The organism is Azospirillum sp. TSO35-2, assembly GCF_003116095.1.
Taxonomy (GTDB): domain Bacteria; phylum Pseudomonadota; class Alphaproteobacteria; order Azospirillales; family Azospirillaceae; genus Azospirillum.
Genome location: NZ_LGRA01000022.1, coordinates 107870 through 121882 on the forward strand (window position 1 = coordinate 107870; position 14013 = coordinate 121882).

The 14013-nt window shown below is 70.2% G+C and carries 12 protein-coding genes; 1 reads left to right on the top strand and 11 read right to left on the bottom strand.

The window, feature by feature from the left end:
- From TSO352_RS30425 to TSO352_RS30475, 11 genes are all read right to left on the bottom strand, one after another.
- Positions 1-1221 (bottom strand): cache domain-containing protein (locus TSO352_RS30425; RefSeq protein ID WP_199231789.1); only part of this gene is annotated, 1221 nt, incomplete at its 3' end.
- A 47-nt stretch (positions 1222-1268) separates the two neighbouring features.
- Entirely contained in the window at positions 1269-1484 is a 216-nt protein-coding gene (locus tag TSO352_RS30430) for a hypothetical protein (RefSeq protein ID WP_109111032.1), read from the bottom strand.
- A gap of 69 nt (positions 1485-1553) precedes the next feature.
- Positions 1554-2729, bottom strand: a complete 1176-nt coding sequence (locus tag TSO352_RS30435; RefSeq protein WP_109111033.1) for an acetyl-CoA C-acetyltransferase — start codon at positions 2727-2729, stop codon at positions 1554-1556.
- 86 nt (positions 2730-2815) lie between these two features.
- A complete protein-coding gene (locus TSO352_RS30440) occupies positions 2816-4189 on the bottom strand; it encodes a TIGR00366 family protein (RefSeq protein ID WP_109111034.1) in 1374 nt (457 codons plus the stop codon).
- A gap of 84 nt (positions 4190-4273) precedes the next feature.
- The gene (locus TSO352_RS30445) at positions 4274-4930 is read right to left on the bottom strand and encodes a 3-oxoacid CoA-transferase subunit B (protein WP_109111035.1); all 657 of its coding nucleotides are present in this window, start codon (positions 4928-4930) and stop codon (positions 4274-4276) included.
- On the bottom strand, positions 4923-5585 hold the full coding sequence (locus TSO352_RS30450) for a 3-oxoacid CoA-transferase subunit A (protein ID WP_109111036.1): 663 nt from the start codon (positions 5583-5585) through the stop codon (positions 4923-4925). Before TSO352_RS30450 ends, TSO352_RS30445 begins: the two co-directional genes overlap by 8 nt.
- A 367-nt stretch (positions 5586-5952) precedes the next feature.
- Positions 5953-7380 (bottom strand): acetoacetate metabolism transcriptional regulator AtoC, encoded by a 1428-nt coding sequence (gene atoC / locus TSO352_RS30455; protein ID WP_109111037.1) that lies wholly within the window; start codon positions 7378-7380, stop codon positions 5953-5955.
- Positions 7377-9236 (bottom strand): two-component system sensor histidine kinase AtoS, encoded by a 1860-nt coding sequence (gene atoS, locus TSO352_RS30460; protein ID WP_109111038.1) that lies wholly within the window; start codon positions 9234-9236, stop codon positions 7377-7379. The genes atoC and atoS overlap by 4 nt, the downstream gene beginning before the upstream one ends.
- Before the next feature lie 144 nt (positions 9237-9380).
- A complete protein-coding gene (locus TSO352_RS30465; protein ID WP_109111039.1) occupies positions 9381-10151 on the bottom strand; it encodes a FadR/GntR family transcriptional regulator in 771 nt (256 codons plus the stop codon).
- Between the two features lie 259 nt (positions 10152-10410).
- Entirely contained in the window at positions 10411-10719 is a 309-nt protein-coding gene (locus tag TSO352_RS30470) for a putative quinol monooxygenase (protein ID WP_109111040.1), read from the bottom strand.
- A gap of 35 nt (positions 10720-10754) precedes the next feature.
- Positions 10755-12137: an FAD-containing oxidoreductase gene (locus TSO352_RS30475; RefSeq protein WP_109111041.1), complete on the bottom strand. Its 1383-nt coding sequence runs from the start codon at positions 12135-12137 to the stop codon at positions 10755-10757.
- A gap of 263 nt (positions 12138-12400) precedes the next feature.
- Here TSO352_RS30475 and TSO352_RS30480 point away from each other — a divergent pair, with 263 nt between their 5' ends.
- On the top strand, positions 12401-14005 hold the full coding sequence (locus TSO352_RS30480; protein ID WP_109111042.1) for a Na+/H+ antiporter: 1605 nt from the start codon (positions 12401-12403) through the stop codon (positions 14003-14005).
- The last annotated feature ends 8 nt before the right edge of the window (positions 14006-14013 follow it).

A 14013-nucleotide genomic window follows, 5' to 3' on the forward strand; every position in this document is an offset into this window, starting at 1 on the left:
CGACGCGACGGCGTTGATCGACGCCACGATCTGGTCGACCTGCTCGATCGCCGTCGCCAGCGCGTCGAGCTGGGTCTGCGCCTGTTCGGTCCGCTCGGCGGTGGTCTTCGACCGATGGGCGGCCTGCGCCACGCGGGACGACAGGTCGCGGATCGCCGTCGACATCTCCTCGGCGGCGGCGGCGACGGTCTGGACGTTGGCCGACGCCTGTTCGGACGCCGAGGCCACGGCGGTGCACTCGCGCTCGACCTCCTCGACCGCGCTCGACACCTGCGAGGCGGTCGCCTGGAAGGCGGTGGCGGAGGCGCCGACCTGATCGACGATGCGGCCGACGGTCGCCTCGAAGCGGGTTGCCAGTTCCAGCACGGCCGCGCGCTTGTCGGCCGCCGCCTGGGCCGCCGCGGTGCGGCTCTCCTGCTCCATCTGGTGGTTGCGCAGGATGTTCGCCTTGAAGACCTCCAGGGTGCGGGCCATGCCGCCGATCTCGTCGCGCCGGCCGCGCTCCGGCACCTCGGCGTCCAGATCCTGCTCGGCCAGCCGCAGCATCACGCCGTGCACGCGCGACAGCGGACCCGTCACGCTGCGCGCGACCGCCCAGCCGAGCAGCAGGGCCAGGCCGGACAGCCCGGCCACCACCAGCCCGAACACCGTCATCATGCCGGCGAAGGCGGAGCGCAGGTCGTCGGTGTAGACACCGGTGCCGATCACCCAGTCCCACGGCTTGAAATGGACGGAGTAGGCGAGCTTCTCATAGGTCGGACCCTTCGGGTCGTTGGGCCGCGGCCATTCGTAGGACACGAATTCCGGCACCGGTGTCAGGGCGCCGCGCACCGCCTCGCGGATGACGTAGACGCCGTTGCGGTCGCGGATCTCCGCACCGCTCTTGCCGATCAGGCCGGCGTTGGCGTGCATGACGCTGATGATCTGCGAGGTCCAGATCCACAGATACTCGCCGTCGGAATAGCGCATGGCGCCGATCGCGGTCTTCGCGCGCTCCTGCGCCTCCTCCTCGCTCATCACGCCGTCCTGCGCCAGCTTGTGGTAGCGCGCGGCGATGCTGCCGCCGCTCTCGGCGATGAAGCGGACGCTGTTCATCCGCTGTTCGACCAGCGCACGGTTGACGAAGTGGCCGCCGACCGCCGCCACCAGACCGGCGGCGATGATCGACAGCGAGGCGAGAAATCCGATCCGCCACCGCAACGGCAGTTCCGAAATGCGCATGATTGCAGCTTCCCTCTTTCCGGCCGGTTGCCCGGGGCCGGCCAATGTCAGGCGGCGTGACCCGCGCCGCTCACGACGCTGGTGACCGCTTCGACGACGACGCTTTCCGCCCCATGGACACGATTCACCTCGTTGAACGCGGCGATCTGGGCGTGGCTGACATGGCTGAAATGCTCGGCCGCCTGCCGGGCGGTGGCCTGTGCATCGCTGGCCCCGGAGACCTTGATGCGCAGGGTGATCGGAACTTCGATGATGTGGGACATGATCCTGATCTCCATGAAGAAGCAAAGATAAGGCGGCGCGGCCCGAGGGACCGCGCCGCCGCGTCGTGGTCAGCCGCGCTCGACGCAGAGGGCGACGCCCATGCCGCCGCCGATGCACAGGGTGGCGAGGCCCTTCTTGGCGTCGCGGCGTCCCATCTCGTGCAGCAGGCTGACCAGGATGCGGGCACCCGACGCGCCGATCGGGTGACCGAGCGCGATGGCGCCGCCGTTGACGTTGACCTTGGCTACGTCCCACCCCATGCCGGCGTTGACCGCCAGGGCCTGGGCGGCGAAGGCCTCGTTGGCCTCGATCAGGTCGAGGTCGCCGACCGTCCAGCCGGCCTTCTTCAGCGCCAGCTTCGACGCCGGGATCGGGCCGGTGCCCATGATCGTCGGATCGACGCCGGCGGTGGCCCAGGAGGCGATGCGCGCCAGCGGCGTGATCCCGCGCCGGGCGGCGTTCTCCGCCGTCATCAGCACCAGGGCGGCGGCGCCGTCGTTGATGCCCGAGGCGTTGCCGGCGGTCACCGTGCCGTCCTTGGCGAAGGCCGGGCGCAGCTTGGCCAGCGCCTCGATCGTCGTGCCGTGCTTGGGGTATTCGTCGGTGTCGACGATGGTGTCGCCCTTGCGGCCCTTGATGGTGACCGGGACGATCTCGTCCTTGAAGCGGCCGGCCTTCTGCGCCGCCTCGGCCTTCTGCTGCGAGGCCAGCGCGAAGAGGTCCTGCTGTTCACGGCCGAGGTTCCAGGCGCGGGCGACATTCTCGGCGGTGACGCCCATGTGGTAGCCGTTGAAGGCCTCCCACAGGCCGTCCCGGATCATGCTGTCCAGCATCTCGGCCGTGCCCATCTTGGTGCCGTTGCGCAGGTGCATGACGTGGGGCGACAGGCTCATGCTCTCCTGGCCGCCGACCACCATCACCTCGGCGTCGCCGGCGAGGATCGCCTGATAGCCGAGAGCGACGGTGCGCAGGCCGGAGCCGCAGACCTGATTGATGCCGAAGGCGGTCTTCTCGACCGGGATGCCGGCGGCGACGGCGGCCTGGCGGGCCGGGTTCTGGCCCTGGCCGGCGGTCAGCACCTGACCCAGGATGACCTCCGACACCTCGGCGGCGTCGGTGTGGGCGCGCGACAGCGCCTCGCGGATCACGGCGGCGCCCAGTTCGTGGGCGGGGACGGCGGCGAGCGCGCCGTTGAGGTTGCCGATGGCGGTGCGGGCCGCGCTGGCGATGACGATCTCGGTCATGGAGGTTTCTCCGGAACGGACTTTTTTGAAGGTTGAGGCCGCCGCCGCGTCCATTGGGCGGAGCGGCGGCGGCCGGTCGGAGGCGGCTAGAAGTAGAGGCCGATGAGGAAGATGGGCAGCGTGATGACCAGCGCCGTCGCGCAGTAGCCCATGATGTCGCGCACCCCCAGCCCGGCGATGGCGAGCGCCGGCAGCGCCCAGAAGGGTTGGGCCATGTTCATCCACTCCTCGCCGTAGGCGATGGCCATCGCCGCCTTGCCGAGGTCGACGCCGAGCTGCTGGGCGGCCGGCATAATGAAGGGACCCTGGACGACCCAGTGACCGCCGCCCGACGGAACCGCGAAGTTGATCATGCCCGACGACAGGAAGGCCAGGACCGGGAAGGTGTCCTTGTTGGCGATGTCGACGAACAGGTTGGTGATCAGTCCGCCCAGGCCGGAATGCTCCATCATGATCTGGATGCCGGCGTAGAAGGGGAACTGCACCATGATGCCGGCGGTGCCGCGGGCGGCGTTGGCGACGGCGCGGGCGTAGGCCATCGGCGTGCCGTGCAGGATCAGGCCGGCCACCAGCATGATCAGGTTGACCGTGTTGATGTTGAGGTCGAAGCCCTTGGCCTGGAAGTGCAGGAACAGGTAGGCGATGCCGAGCGCCGCGACGACGAAGCCGAGGACCCGGCTCTCCTCCAGCCGTTCGGCCGGGCTGGCGTCGGGGCCGAGCACGCGCTTGGTCGAGGGTTCCGGTTTCAGCAGGGCCGGGTCGACCGCCACCACCTCGTCCGCCTTCGGGTGCATCATCCGGCAGATCAGCGGCAGGACGACGATCAGCGCCAGCGTGATGCCGATGTTGTAGGTGGTGAAGATGGTGTCGGAGATCGGGAGCAGGCCGACCGTCTTCTCCATCGGGTTGCCCTTGGTCGCGGCGACCAGCGGGACCGAGGCGGAGAAGCCGCCGTGCCAGGTCATGAAGCCGATGTAGGCCGAGGCGATCAGCAGCCGGTAGTCGGATTTCGGGATGCGGCGCGCCACCTCGCGGGCGAACATGGCGCCGACGACGAGGCCGAAGCCCCAGTTGATGACGTTGGTCACCGCGGCGGCGAAGCAGACCAGCATGACGCCCTGCGTCGGCGTCTTGGCGATGGAGGCCACCCGGCCCATGACGTTGCGCACCGGCTCGGAGCTGGCCAGCGCATGGCCGGTGACCAGGACCAGCGCCATCTGCATCGAGAAGGCCAGCAGGTTCCAGAAGCCGTTGCCCCACATCCGCACCAGGTCGACCGGCCCGCTCGGCGTCAGCCACCAGGCGAAGCCGAAGGTCAGCACGGTCAGCAGGATGGCGAAGATCAGCGGGTCGGGCAGATAGCGGCTGACCAGCCAGGTCAGGGCGCGGGAAATCGGGGTGATCGGGTTGAAGCGGGCGGCGGCGTCCGGCGCCGACGGGGGGGCAGTGGTGACGCTCATGGCGGGTCTCCGGCACACGGGGGCCCCGTCCGCGCCGACGGACGGCGCAGGGGCAGGGCTTCCCCGATGCTCAAGAAGGGACGGTCAGAGGCCGACGGGCATGGTCGGCACGTCGGACGGGACGATCAGCTCGGCGCCGGTCTGGGCCAGCACGTCGGCCACCGAGACGCCGGGGGCGATTTCCACCAGGACCAGCCCCTTGTCCGTCGGCTCGATCACCGCGAGGTCGGTGACGATCAGGTCGACCCGGCGGACCGAGGTCAGCGGCAGGACGCAACGCTTGACGATCTTCGGCTCGCCCTTGGCGCTGTGCTGCATGGCGACGATCACCCGCTTGGCGCCGGACACCAGATCCATCGCGCCGCCCATGCCGGGCACCATCTTGCCGGGCACCATCCAGTTGGCCAGCCGGCCCTCCTCGTCGACCTGCAGGCCGCCGAGCACGGTCACGTCCAGGTGCCCGCCGCGGATCAGCCCGAAGGACATCGCGCTGTCGAAGGCGGCGGCGCCGGGAACGGCGCCGATCGGGCTGCCACCGGCGTCGCTCAGATCCTCGTTCTCCGCCCCCGGTTCGGGCACCGGGGCCATGCCGACGATGCCGTTCTCCGACTGGAAGAACACGTTGACGCCCGCCGGCAGATGGGCGGCCACCAGGGTGGGCAGGCCGATGCCGAGGTTCACCAGGTTGCCCGCGCGCAGTTCCAGCGCGACGCGCTTGGCGATCAGGGTCTTCTCATCCATGGCGATGCTCCTTGGCGACCAGGCAGTCGACCAGCACGTTCGGCGTGACGACGCTGTCGGGCGGGATGACCCCGACCGGCACGATGTCCTCGGCCTCGACGATCACCATCGCGGCGGCCATCGCCATCAGCGGATTGAAGTTGCGCGCGGTCAGCGCGTATTCGAGGTTGCCGAGATAGTCGGCACGCTTGGCGGCGACCAGGGCGAAGTCGGCCTTCAGGGCCTTCTCCAGCAGATAGACGACGCCGTCCAGCTCGATGCGCTGCTTGCCCTCCTCGACGACCGTGCCGACGCCGGTCGGGGTCAGCACGCCGCCGAGGCCGAAGCCGCCGGCGCGCACCCGTTCGGCCAGCGTGCCCTGCGGCACCAGCTCGACCTCGGTCTCGCCGGCGATCAGCTGGCGCTGGGTCTCGGAATTGGTGCCGATGTGGCTGGCGATCACCTTGCGCACCGCTTTCGCCGCGATCAGCCGGCCGATGCCCACGGTGGGGCGGGCGGTGTCGTTGGCGATGACCGTCAGGTCGCGCTTGCCCTGGCGGAGCAGTTCGTCGATCAGGCGGGGCGGCGTGCCGACCCCCATGAAGCCCCCGATCATCAGGACCGCACCATCGGGAATCATGGCAACGGCCTCTTCCAGCTTACGCACTTTACTCATTCGACGTCCCCCTTAGACGTCGGGGCACGGCGGGTGAATGCCCGCCGGCGGCCCCGGGGCGCGAGCCCGCTCCCTGGCCGGTACTAAACCGGAGGGGGCGAACCCAGCGCTCATTCTTGTTTCGTAGCGCTGCGACCGGGGGACCCGTGACATCCACGCCATCGCGGTGGAGCGACGGGGCCGGCCAGCATACCCACATATACGCAAGGGCTGTGCCAGCCGATGGCGCCGGGGCGGGGCGGCGCAAAACCGGGGTTTCAGCCGTGGGACCTGCGCAAAAACCGGCGGGACGGCCGGACCGGACCCGGCGGCGGTGCGCAACTTTGTGCGTGCTGCGCAAGAGTTTGCGCAGCGGCGTGGGCCGGCATCAGGAGATGCCGTATTCCTGCAGCTTGTAGAGCAGCGAGCGGCGGCTGATGCCGAGGTCCTGCGCCGTGCGCATCCGGTTGCCGTCGTTGCGGGCCAGCGCGTCGGCCACCACGCGGGCCTCGAAGCGGCTGACCTGTTCGCGGAGCGAACCGCCGCCGGCGACGGGCGGAGCGGCGTCGATGGCGGCGTCGGTCGGGGCCTCGCCATCGTCCACCCGGCCGGCGATCTGTTCCGGCAGGTCCTCGGCGACGATCATCGAGCCGGTGCTCATCACCACCGCGCGTTCCATCGCGTTGGACAGCTCGCGGATGTTGCCCGGCCAGCGGTAGGCCAGCAGGCGCTCCATCGCCTGCTCGTCGATGCCGCCGACCTCGATCCGGTTCTCCGCCGCGAAGCGTTGCAGGAAATGGCTGGCGAGCAGGCGGACGTCTTCCGGGCGTTCGCGCAGCGGCACCGTCCGCAGCGTCACGACGTTGAGCCGGAAATAGAGGTCCTGGCGGAACAGCCCCTGGCGGACCATCTCCTCCAGGTTGCGGTTGGTGGCGACGATGACGCGCACATCGGTGCGCACCAGCTCGGTGCCGCCGACCCGCTCGAACTCGCGCTCCTGCAGGACGCGGAGCAGCTTGACCTGGAGACCGGGGGAGATGTCGCCGATCTCGTCGAGGAACAGGGTGCCGTGCTCGGCCTGCTCGAACCGGCCGCGGCGGCGGGTCGCCGCGCCGGTGAAGGCGCCCTTCTCGTGGCCGAAGAACTCGCTTTCCAGCAGGCCCTCGGGCACCGCGGCGCAGTTGACCTTGACGAAGGGGCCGGCGCTGCGCGGGCTGTTGTAGTGGATGGCCGCGGCGACCAGCTCCTTGCCGGTGCCGCTCTCGCCGGTCACCAGCACGGTCGCGTTGCTCTTGGCGACCTTGGCGATGGTCTGCAGCAGCTCGGCCATGCGGGGGCTGGCGGTCAGGATGCGGTCGGTGCGGTAGCTGCTGGACAGCTCGCGGTGCAGCGTCGCGATGTCGTCGCGCATGCTCTGCATCTGCAGCGCGCGGCGGACCAGCAGCAGGATTTCGGCGATGTCGAAGGGCTTGATGACGTAGTCGAAGGCGCCGTCCTTGATCGCCTGGACCGCGGTCCCGACCTCGGCGAAGGCGGTCATCAGGATCACCGCGGTCGAGCGGTCGAGCTTGCGGATCTCCGCCAGCGCCTGCAGCCCGGTCATCCGCGGCATGCGGATGTCCATCAGGACCACCGCCGGCCGTTGCATGGCGAAGGCGGCGACCGCCTCCACCCCGTCGGCGGCGGTGCTCACCGCCAGCCCTTCGCGCGACAGGACGGCGGCCAGCATCTGGCGGATCGCCTCGTCGTCGTCCACCACCAGGATGCCCGGCGCCCGGGCGGCCGGCGGCAGCTCGGTTGGAAGCTGGGTCGTCATGCGTCGTCCGTGCGGCTGTGAAGGAAGGGGATGCGCAAGGTCACCGTGGTGCCCGCCCCGGGCGTGCTGGCGATGGTGATGGTGCCGTGATGGGCATCGACGATCCGGTGCGCCATCGCCAGCCCCAGTCCGGTCCCGTTCGGCTTGGTCGAGAAGAAGGGGTCGAACACCTTGTCGAGATTCTCCGCGGCGATGCCCTCGCCGTCGTCGGTCACCGCGACGACCGCCTCCCGGCCGTCCTGGGCGGCGGTGGTGATGGTGATCGTCCCGGTTTCCGGCGTCGCCTGGGTGGCGTTGATGATCAGGTTCAGCACGACCTGCTTCAGCGCCTCGCCATCCGCCTCGGCCTGCGGCAGGTCCGGGGCGAGGGCGAGGGTGATCCGCGCGTGCGACTTGCGCCCGGCGAGCAGCGACACCTCGCGGATCAGGTCGTTCAACTGCACCGGGCGGATTGCCGGCGGGCGGGGGCGGCCGAACTCCAGCAACTCGGTGACGAGCCGGTTCAGGCTGTCGACCTGCCGCACGATCAGCGGGGCATAGCGCTGCCATTCCTTGACGTCGTCCGAGCTTTCGAGGAACTGCATGAAGCCGCGGATCGAGGTCAGCGGGTTGCGCACCTCGTGGGCGAGGCCGGCGACCAGCTCGCCCAGCGCCGCCAGCCGGTCGGCCCGCATGATCTGGGTCCGCAGCCGCCGCTGCTCGGTCAGGTCCTTCAGCACCACCACGGCGCCGATCGCCTCGCCGTGGCTGTTGCGCAGCAGGCTGCTCGAGACGGTGAGGTGGAGGGTCTGCCGGGCGCCCGGAAAGTCGAGCGACACGCCGATGTGCGGTTGCCCGGTCTTCAGCGTGTCGAGCAGGGGGCTGGCGAACTGCCCATCGGGCTTGAACAGCGACGCATAGGGCCGGCCGATCACCTCGGCGGCGGTCACCCCGATCATCCATTCGGCCGCCGGGTTGACAGCGGTGACCTGCCCGGCCCAGTCGACGGCGATCACCCCGTCGGCGATGCTGTGCAGGATGTTCTCGGTCAGCGACCGGGCGTCCAGCAGGGCGCGCGCCATGCCATTGACCTCCACCGCGATCTCGCCGACTTCGCCCGGCGGCGGCAGGATGGCGTGGCCGAGGTCGCTGCGCATGCGGAGCAGCCCGTCGATGATCCGCCGGATGTCCAGGCCGATCCCGCGCGACAGCGCGTGGGTGAGCGCGAGGCCCAGCAGGATGCCGGCGGCGCTGACCGTCAGCACCGCCCGGTCCATCGCCGCCGCCTGGTGTTCGACGTCGTCGGACAGCTCGTTGGCCCAGATGTAGCCGATCACGGTGCCGTCGCGCAGGATCGGCAGCATCGCGTTCAGGATGAAGCCGCGCACCTGCCGCCCGCTCTCCACCGCGCGCTTGCCGCTGTCCAGCACCCGCCAGCCCGGATGTTCCGGCGGGATGCTGGTGCCGACCGTGGCGCTGTAGTCCCGGCTCGGCCCGTAGGTGATGATGGCGTCGAGCGCCTTGCTGTAATAGCCGACCCCGACCCCTGGATTGGCCCCGGCGACGAGGTCGGTGAAGGGCGTCAGCCGCTCCGACAGGGCCGCGATGACGGCCTCCCGGTCGGTCGCGGCAATCCCGGTGGTGGCGCCGCCGTCGGCCAGCAGGGCGTCGAAGCCGGGGCCGAGATGCGCGTCGAGCAGCCGGGTCAGGCCGAACAGCTTCTCGGTCTTTTCCTGGACCAGCGCCTGCCGCCCCTCCCGCTCGAGCAGATAGCCGGTGAGCGAGATCGGCAGGACCACCACCGCCAGGGACACCAGGAGCAGCTTGCCGCGCAGGGTGCTCGGCAGAAAACCGCGAAACCACTCGACGGGCCGCATGACGTCCACTCCGTGCCGATGGGGCATGACCGGCCCCATCCGATGCTGCGGCCATAGCAGATTTGCCGGTGGCAGGGGAGGTGCAAAGCGTTGCAGGGCAGACTTGGGCGGCGCAGCGCTCCCTTTTCCGGGGGGTCGTTCCCGTCAGGCCTCCGCATCCGGCTCGGCGGCGGTGCCGACGCTCGAGGCGGCGAGGAGATTGGCGCGGACCAGCGTCAGGTGCTGGTGGAGTTCCGCGCGCGCCTTCGCCCCGTCGCGGTCCTTCAGCGCGGCGACGACGCGGTGGTGCTGCTCCTGGTAGACGGCGCGGCGCTGCGGCGTCACGCTGCGCGCCTTCAGCCGCGCCCATTCGGCCTGATTGCGGACGTCGTTGATCGCGTCGTAGATGTCGGTCAGCAGGCCGTTCTTGGCCGCGGCGACGATCGCGACGTGGAGCATCCCGTCCCAACGTTCGAAGTCCGGAACCTCGTGCGACTGGTCGGCGCCGCGCAGGCACTCTTCCAGGCGCTGCAGGTCGGCGGTGTTGGCCCGGCTGGCGGCCAGTTCCGCCGCCTGCGGCTCGACCATCAGCCGCACGTCCATCACGTCCATCGGGCTGGCGCCGTGGATGCGGTGCACCAGGCCTTGACCACCGTCCCCGGCGGCCGGCGGGGAGGCCGCGTTTTCCGTCTGGTCCGGCCCGCGCGCCACGAAGGAGCCGCGGCCGACATGGCGGGTGATGGTTCCCCGCTCCTCCAGTTGCCGCAGGCTCTTGCGCAAGGTGTTGCGGGAGACGCCGAAGCGCTTTTCCAGGTCCCGCTCCGTCGGCAGTTTGGTGCCCGGTCCCCAATGACCGTCGGCGATGTTGCGCTCGATGAACTCCACGACCGCTTTTGCGCCGTGAGCGGCCCGATCCCTGACGTTGAGCACGTCCATGATCTGTCCTGCCGACGAGTTTTATCCAAAATTTATCCAATATACCCGATTGCACGGATTGGCGCAACACAATCCGCGTCACGCGCCGCCCGGTAGAAGCCATGGATGCCATAGCTTCTGTCGGTTGAACAATGTGGAGTTGCCCCTGATTGGCGCACGGACAATGCGTCGGCTTGGGCATATGCGGCTGATTGGATCACAAATGGCGCAGGGAGCCGTCGCCGCCGCCGGCCCCCTGGTCCCGGGTGCACCGTCGGCGTCAGGCGATGCGGCGCAGCAACTGGATCCGCAACGGCTCACCCAACAACGTGTCGAAGCGGGCGGCGAGGCCGGTGAAGTTCGCCCCGGCGGCGTGGGCATCGAGCGCGGCCTGATCCTGCCACACCTCGTACATCACGATGGTGCCGGGCCGTTCGCGGTCGACATGGGCGGCGTAACCGAGGCAGCCGGGTTCCCGCAGCACCGCCGGAACGATGGCGGTGAGGGCGTCGGCCAGGGCCTGCTCCTGGCCGGGCTTGGCGACGAGATGGGCGACGAGTTGCACCTGCTCGCTGGGCGGAACGGTCATTGCGGTGTCTTTCCTTCAGGTCAGGTCGATTGGGTTCATGCCGGCGCTCCGTCCAGCGGCTTCAACTCGCCCAGCAGCGTCGGCAGCAGTTCGGCGACCGTCGGGTGGATGTGGACGGCGCGCTGGAGGGTGGGATAGGGCGCCTTGGCGTACATCATGTCCAGCACGCCGTGGATCGCCTCGTCGCCGCCGGGCCCCAGGATCGCGGCGCCCAGGATCTCCTGGCTGTCGGCGTCGACGACGATCCGCATGAAGCCCTGCGCCTCGCCTTTCTCGACGGCACGGCCGACCCTGGTCATCGGCCGCATGCCGACCAGGGCGCGGCGGCCGGACCGGCGCACCGCCTCGTCGGTCATGCCGACGCGGGCGAGCGGCGGGTCGGTGTAGAGCGCGTAGGCCGGGATGCGGTCGTCGACGCTGCGCGGATCGTCGTCGAGCAGGTTCGCCGCGACGATCTCGAAGTCGTTGTAGGCGGTGTGGGTGAAGGCGCCGCGGCCGTTGCAGTCACCCATCGCCCAGACGCCGGGCACCGACGTGCGCAGCCGGTCGTCCACCGTGATGAAGTCGCGCGCGTCGGTGGCGATGCCGGCGCGGTCGAGGCCGAGGTCGCCGGTGTTGGGCTGCCGGCCGACCGCCAGCAGGGCGTGGCTGCCGACCACCTCCGGGTCGCCGGACGAACAGTCCACCCCCACCGCGACGCCGTCGGCGTGCGGCGCGAAGCGGATGCAGGTGGCCGAGGTGCGGACGGTCACCCCTTCCTGCTCCAGCAGGTCGCGGATGGCGGCGGACACGTCGGGGTCCTCGCGCGCGATCAGCCGATCGCCCTTCTCGACGATGGTGACCGCGCTGCCGAAGCGCCGGTACATCTGGGCGAACTCCAGCCCGATGTAGCTGCCGCCGACCACGACCAGATGGCGCGGAACATGGTCGAGGTCGAGGATCGTGCCGCTGGTCAGCAGATCGACGTCGCCGACGCCGGGCATGTCGGGCACGGCGGCGCGGGCGCCGACGTTGATGAAGATGCGGTCGGCGGTCAGCAACTCGTCCCCCACCCGGACGGAGTTGGCGGATTCGAAGCGCGCGTGCCCCTGCAGCACCCGGCAGCCGGGCATCTCCCGCAGCCAGCGTTCGATGTTCCGGCGCGAGCGGCCGGAAACCTCGTCCTTGCGTGCCTTCACCCGCGCCATGTCGATGCGGACCGGGCCGTCGATCATCACGCCGTAGTCCGCGGCGCGCTGCGCCATCCGCGCGACGCGGGCGCTGGCGACCAGCGTTTTGGTCGGGGTGCAACCGGTGTTGACGCAGGTGCCGCCGAACAGATTGCGTTCGATGACCGCGACGGTCATCCCGGCCGCGGTCAGGCGCTGGGCGAGCGGCGGGCCGGCCTGGCCGGCTCCGATGATGATGGCGTCGACCATGGGAGGGCTCCTGAAGCCGGTGCGGCGATTTGGGGGATTGACGGCCGCCATGGTAGCAACGCAGCAGGGCGCGTCTCAACCAGACCAAGGTATGCTCGGCCATTGGACAGGCCTGGGCGCGGCCGGGACCGGGGATGGGGCGTGTTCCGGGGGCGGAGCGACCCGGCCAGTTCCCTTCGGGCAAAGCGAGCCGACATTGAACAAGACCGCGTCGGCCCGCCGGGCCGACAGTGGGGGCTTCCCGTCACCGCGTGGGTTTCAGCATGGCGCCGTCCGGTCAATTCGAACTCGTCCTCGGGCTGCTGGCAGCCGTGGTGGTGCTGGAACTGGCGGCGCGCCGGCTGCGGGTGCCGCCGTCGGCGGTGCTGGTGCTGGGCGGCATCGGGCTGGCGCTGGTCCCCGGCCTGCCGGACATCACGCTCGATCCCGATCTGACGCTGCTGCTGTTCCTGCCGCCGCTGCTGTTCGCCAGTGCCTATTTCACCGTCTGGCGCGATTTCCGCGACAATCTGCGGATCATCCTGCAACTGGCCATCGGCGCGGTGGCCTTCACCACCCTGATCGTCGGCGTCGTCGCCCATCTGGTGGTGCCGTCGCTGCCCTGGGCCGCCTGCTTTGCGCTGGGCGCCATCGTGTCGCCGCCGGACGCCGTGGCGGCGAAGGCGGTGCTGAAGGGACTGCCGCTGCCGCCGCGGCTGGTCACGCTGCTGGAGGGCGAGAGCCTGGTCAACGACGCGACCGGGCTGGTGCTGTTCCGCATCGCCATCGCCGCCGGGCTGACCGGCAGCTTCGACGCCGGGGGCGCGGTGGTGGAATTCTTCCACCTCGCCGTCGGCGGCGTGCTGGCGGGGATCGCCTTCGGCTACGCCGCCTCCTTCCTGCTCGCCCGGCTGGAGGACGTGCCGCTCCACATCGTCGGCGGCTTCCTGTCCGCCTGGGGCTCCTACATGGGGGCGGAGGCGTTGCACGTCTCCGGCGTGCTGGCCACGGTGAGCTGCGGTCTGGTCATGGGCTGGCGCCAGCACGACCTGTATTCGGCGCAGGTGCGGACCCACGCCAACGCGGTGTGGAACGTCGTCGTCTTCGTCCTGGAATCGTTGGTGTTCATCCTGATCGGCCTGTCGCTGCGCGGCGTGCTCGGCCGGCTGTCGGAAAGCGGGACGGACGTCGTCGCGCTGCTGCCGGACGTGGTCGCCATCGCCGCCGCCATGATGGCCGCCCGCTTCGCCTGGATCATCCCGTCGACCTACCTGCCGCGCTTCCTCCTGCCGGCCCTGCGCCGGCGCGATCCCTATCCGGCCTTCGCCGTGCCGGTCATCATGTCGTGGGCGGGGATGCGCGGCGTGGTCAGCCTGGCCGTCGCCCTGTCGGTGCCGGAGGGGTTTCCCGGGCGCGACGTCATCCTGGCGACCACGCTGGCGGTGATCCTGATCTCGATCCTGGTCCAGGGATTGACGCTCGCGCCGCTGATCCGCTGGATGCGGCTGGACAGCTTCACGCTGGCGCAGACGCCGACCCTGTCGGAATCGGCGGCCCGCATCTGCATGGCGCGGGCGGCGCTGGCCGCGGTGACGCATCGCTCGCGCGGCCCCGACGGGCAGGAGCGCCACCCGCGGCTGGTGGAGCAGTATGGCCACCGCGCGGACATGGCGGTGCGCTTCCACGACAGCGACGGGGCGCTGCTGGCCGACCGCAAGGAGCATTTCTCCATCGTGCTGGCCGCCAGCCAGGCGGCGCGGGCCGAGATCCTGCGGCTGCACCGCGCCGGCCGGATCCACGACAACGTCCTTCACCTGCTGGAAGCCGAACTGGATCTGGAGGAGCTGAGCGCCGAGCGCGCCCTGTCCGACGAAGGCGCCGCGGAGTAGCCCCCCGC

What these genes read in the sequence shown, in the direction of transcription:
- TSO352_RS30430 (WP_109111032.1), bottom strand. Translation starts at nt 1,484, where the DNA reads ATGTCCCACATCATCGAAGTTCCGATCACCCTGCGCATCAAGGTCTCC.
- TSO352_RS30435 (WP_109111033.1), bottom strand. Translation starts at nt 2,729, where the DNA reads ATGACCGAGATCGTCATCGCCAGCGCGGCCCGCACCGCCATCGGCAAC.
- TSO352_RS30440 (WP_109111034.1), bottom strand. Translation starts at nt 4,189, where the DNA reads ATGAGCGTCACCACTGCCCCCCCGTCGGCGCCGGACGCCGCCGCCCGC.
- TSO352_RS30445 (WP_109111035.1), bottom strand. Translation starts at nt 4,930, where the DNA reads ATGGATGAGAAGACCCTGATCGCCAAGCGCGTCGCGCTGGAACTGCGC.
- TSO352_RS30450 (WP_109111036.1), bottom strand. Translation starts at nt 5,585, where the DNA reads ATGAGTAAAGTGCGTAAGCTGGAAGAGGCCGTTGCCATGATTCCCGAT.
- atoC (WP_109111037.1), bottom strand. Translation starts at nt 7,380, where the DNA reads ATGACGACCCAGCTTCCAACCGAGCTGCCGCCGGCCGCCCGGGCGCCG.
- atoS (WP_109111038.1), bottom strand. Translation starts at nt 9,236, where the DNA reads ATGCGGCCCGTCGAGTGGTTTCGCGGTTTTCTGCCGAGCACCCTGCGC.
- TSO352_RS30465 (WP_109111039.1), bottom strand. Translation starts at nt 10,151, where the DNA reads ATGGACGTGCTCAACGTCAGGGATCGGGCCGCTCACGGCGCAAAAGCG.
- TSO352_RS30470 (WP_109111040.1), bottom strand. Translation starts at nt 10,719, where the DNA reads ATGACCGTTCCGCCCAGCGAGCAGGTGCAACTCGTCGCCCATCTCGTC.
- TSO352_RS30475 (WP_109111041.1), bottom strand. Translation starts at nt 12,137, where the DNA reads ATGGTCGACGCCATCATCATCGGAGCCGGCCAGGCCGGCCCGCCGCTC.
- TSO352_RS30480 (WP_109111042.1), top strand. Translation starts at nt 12,401, where the DNA reads ATGGCGCCGTCCGGTCAATTCGAACTCGTCCTCGGGCTGCTGGCAGCC.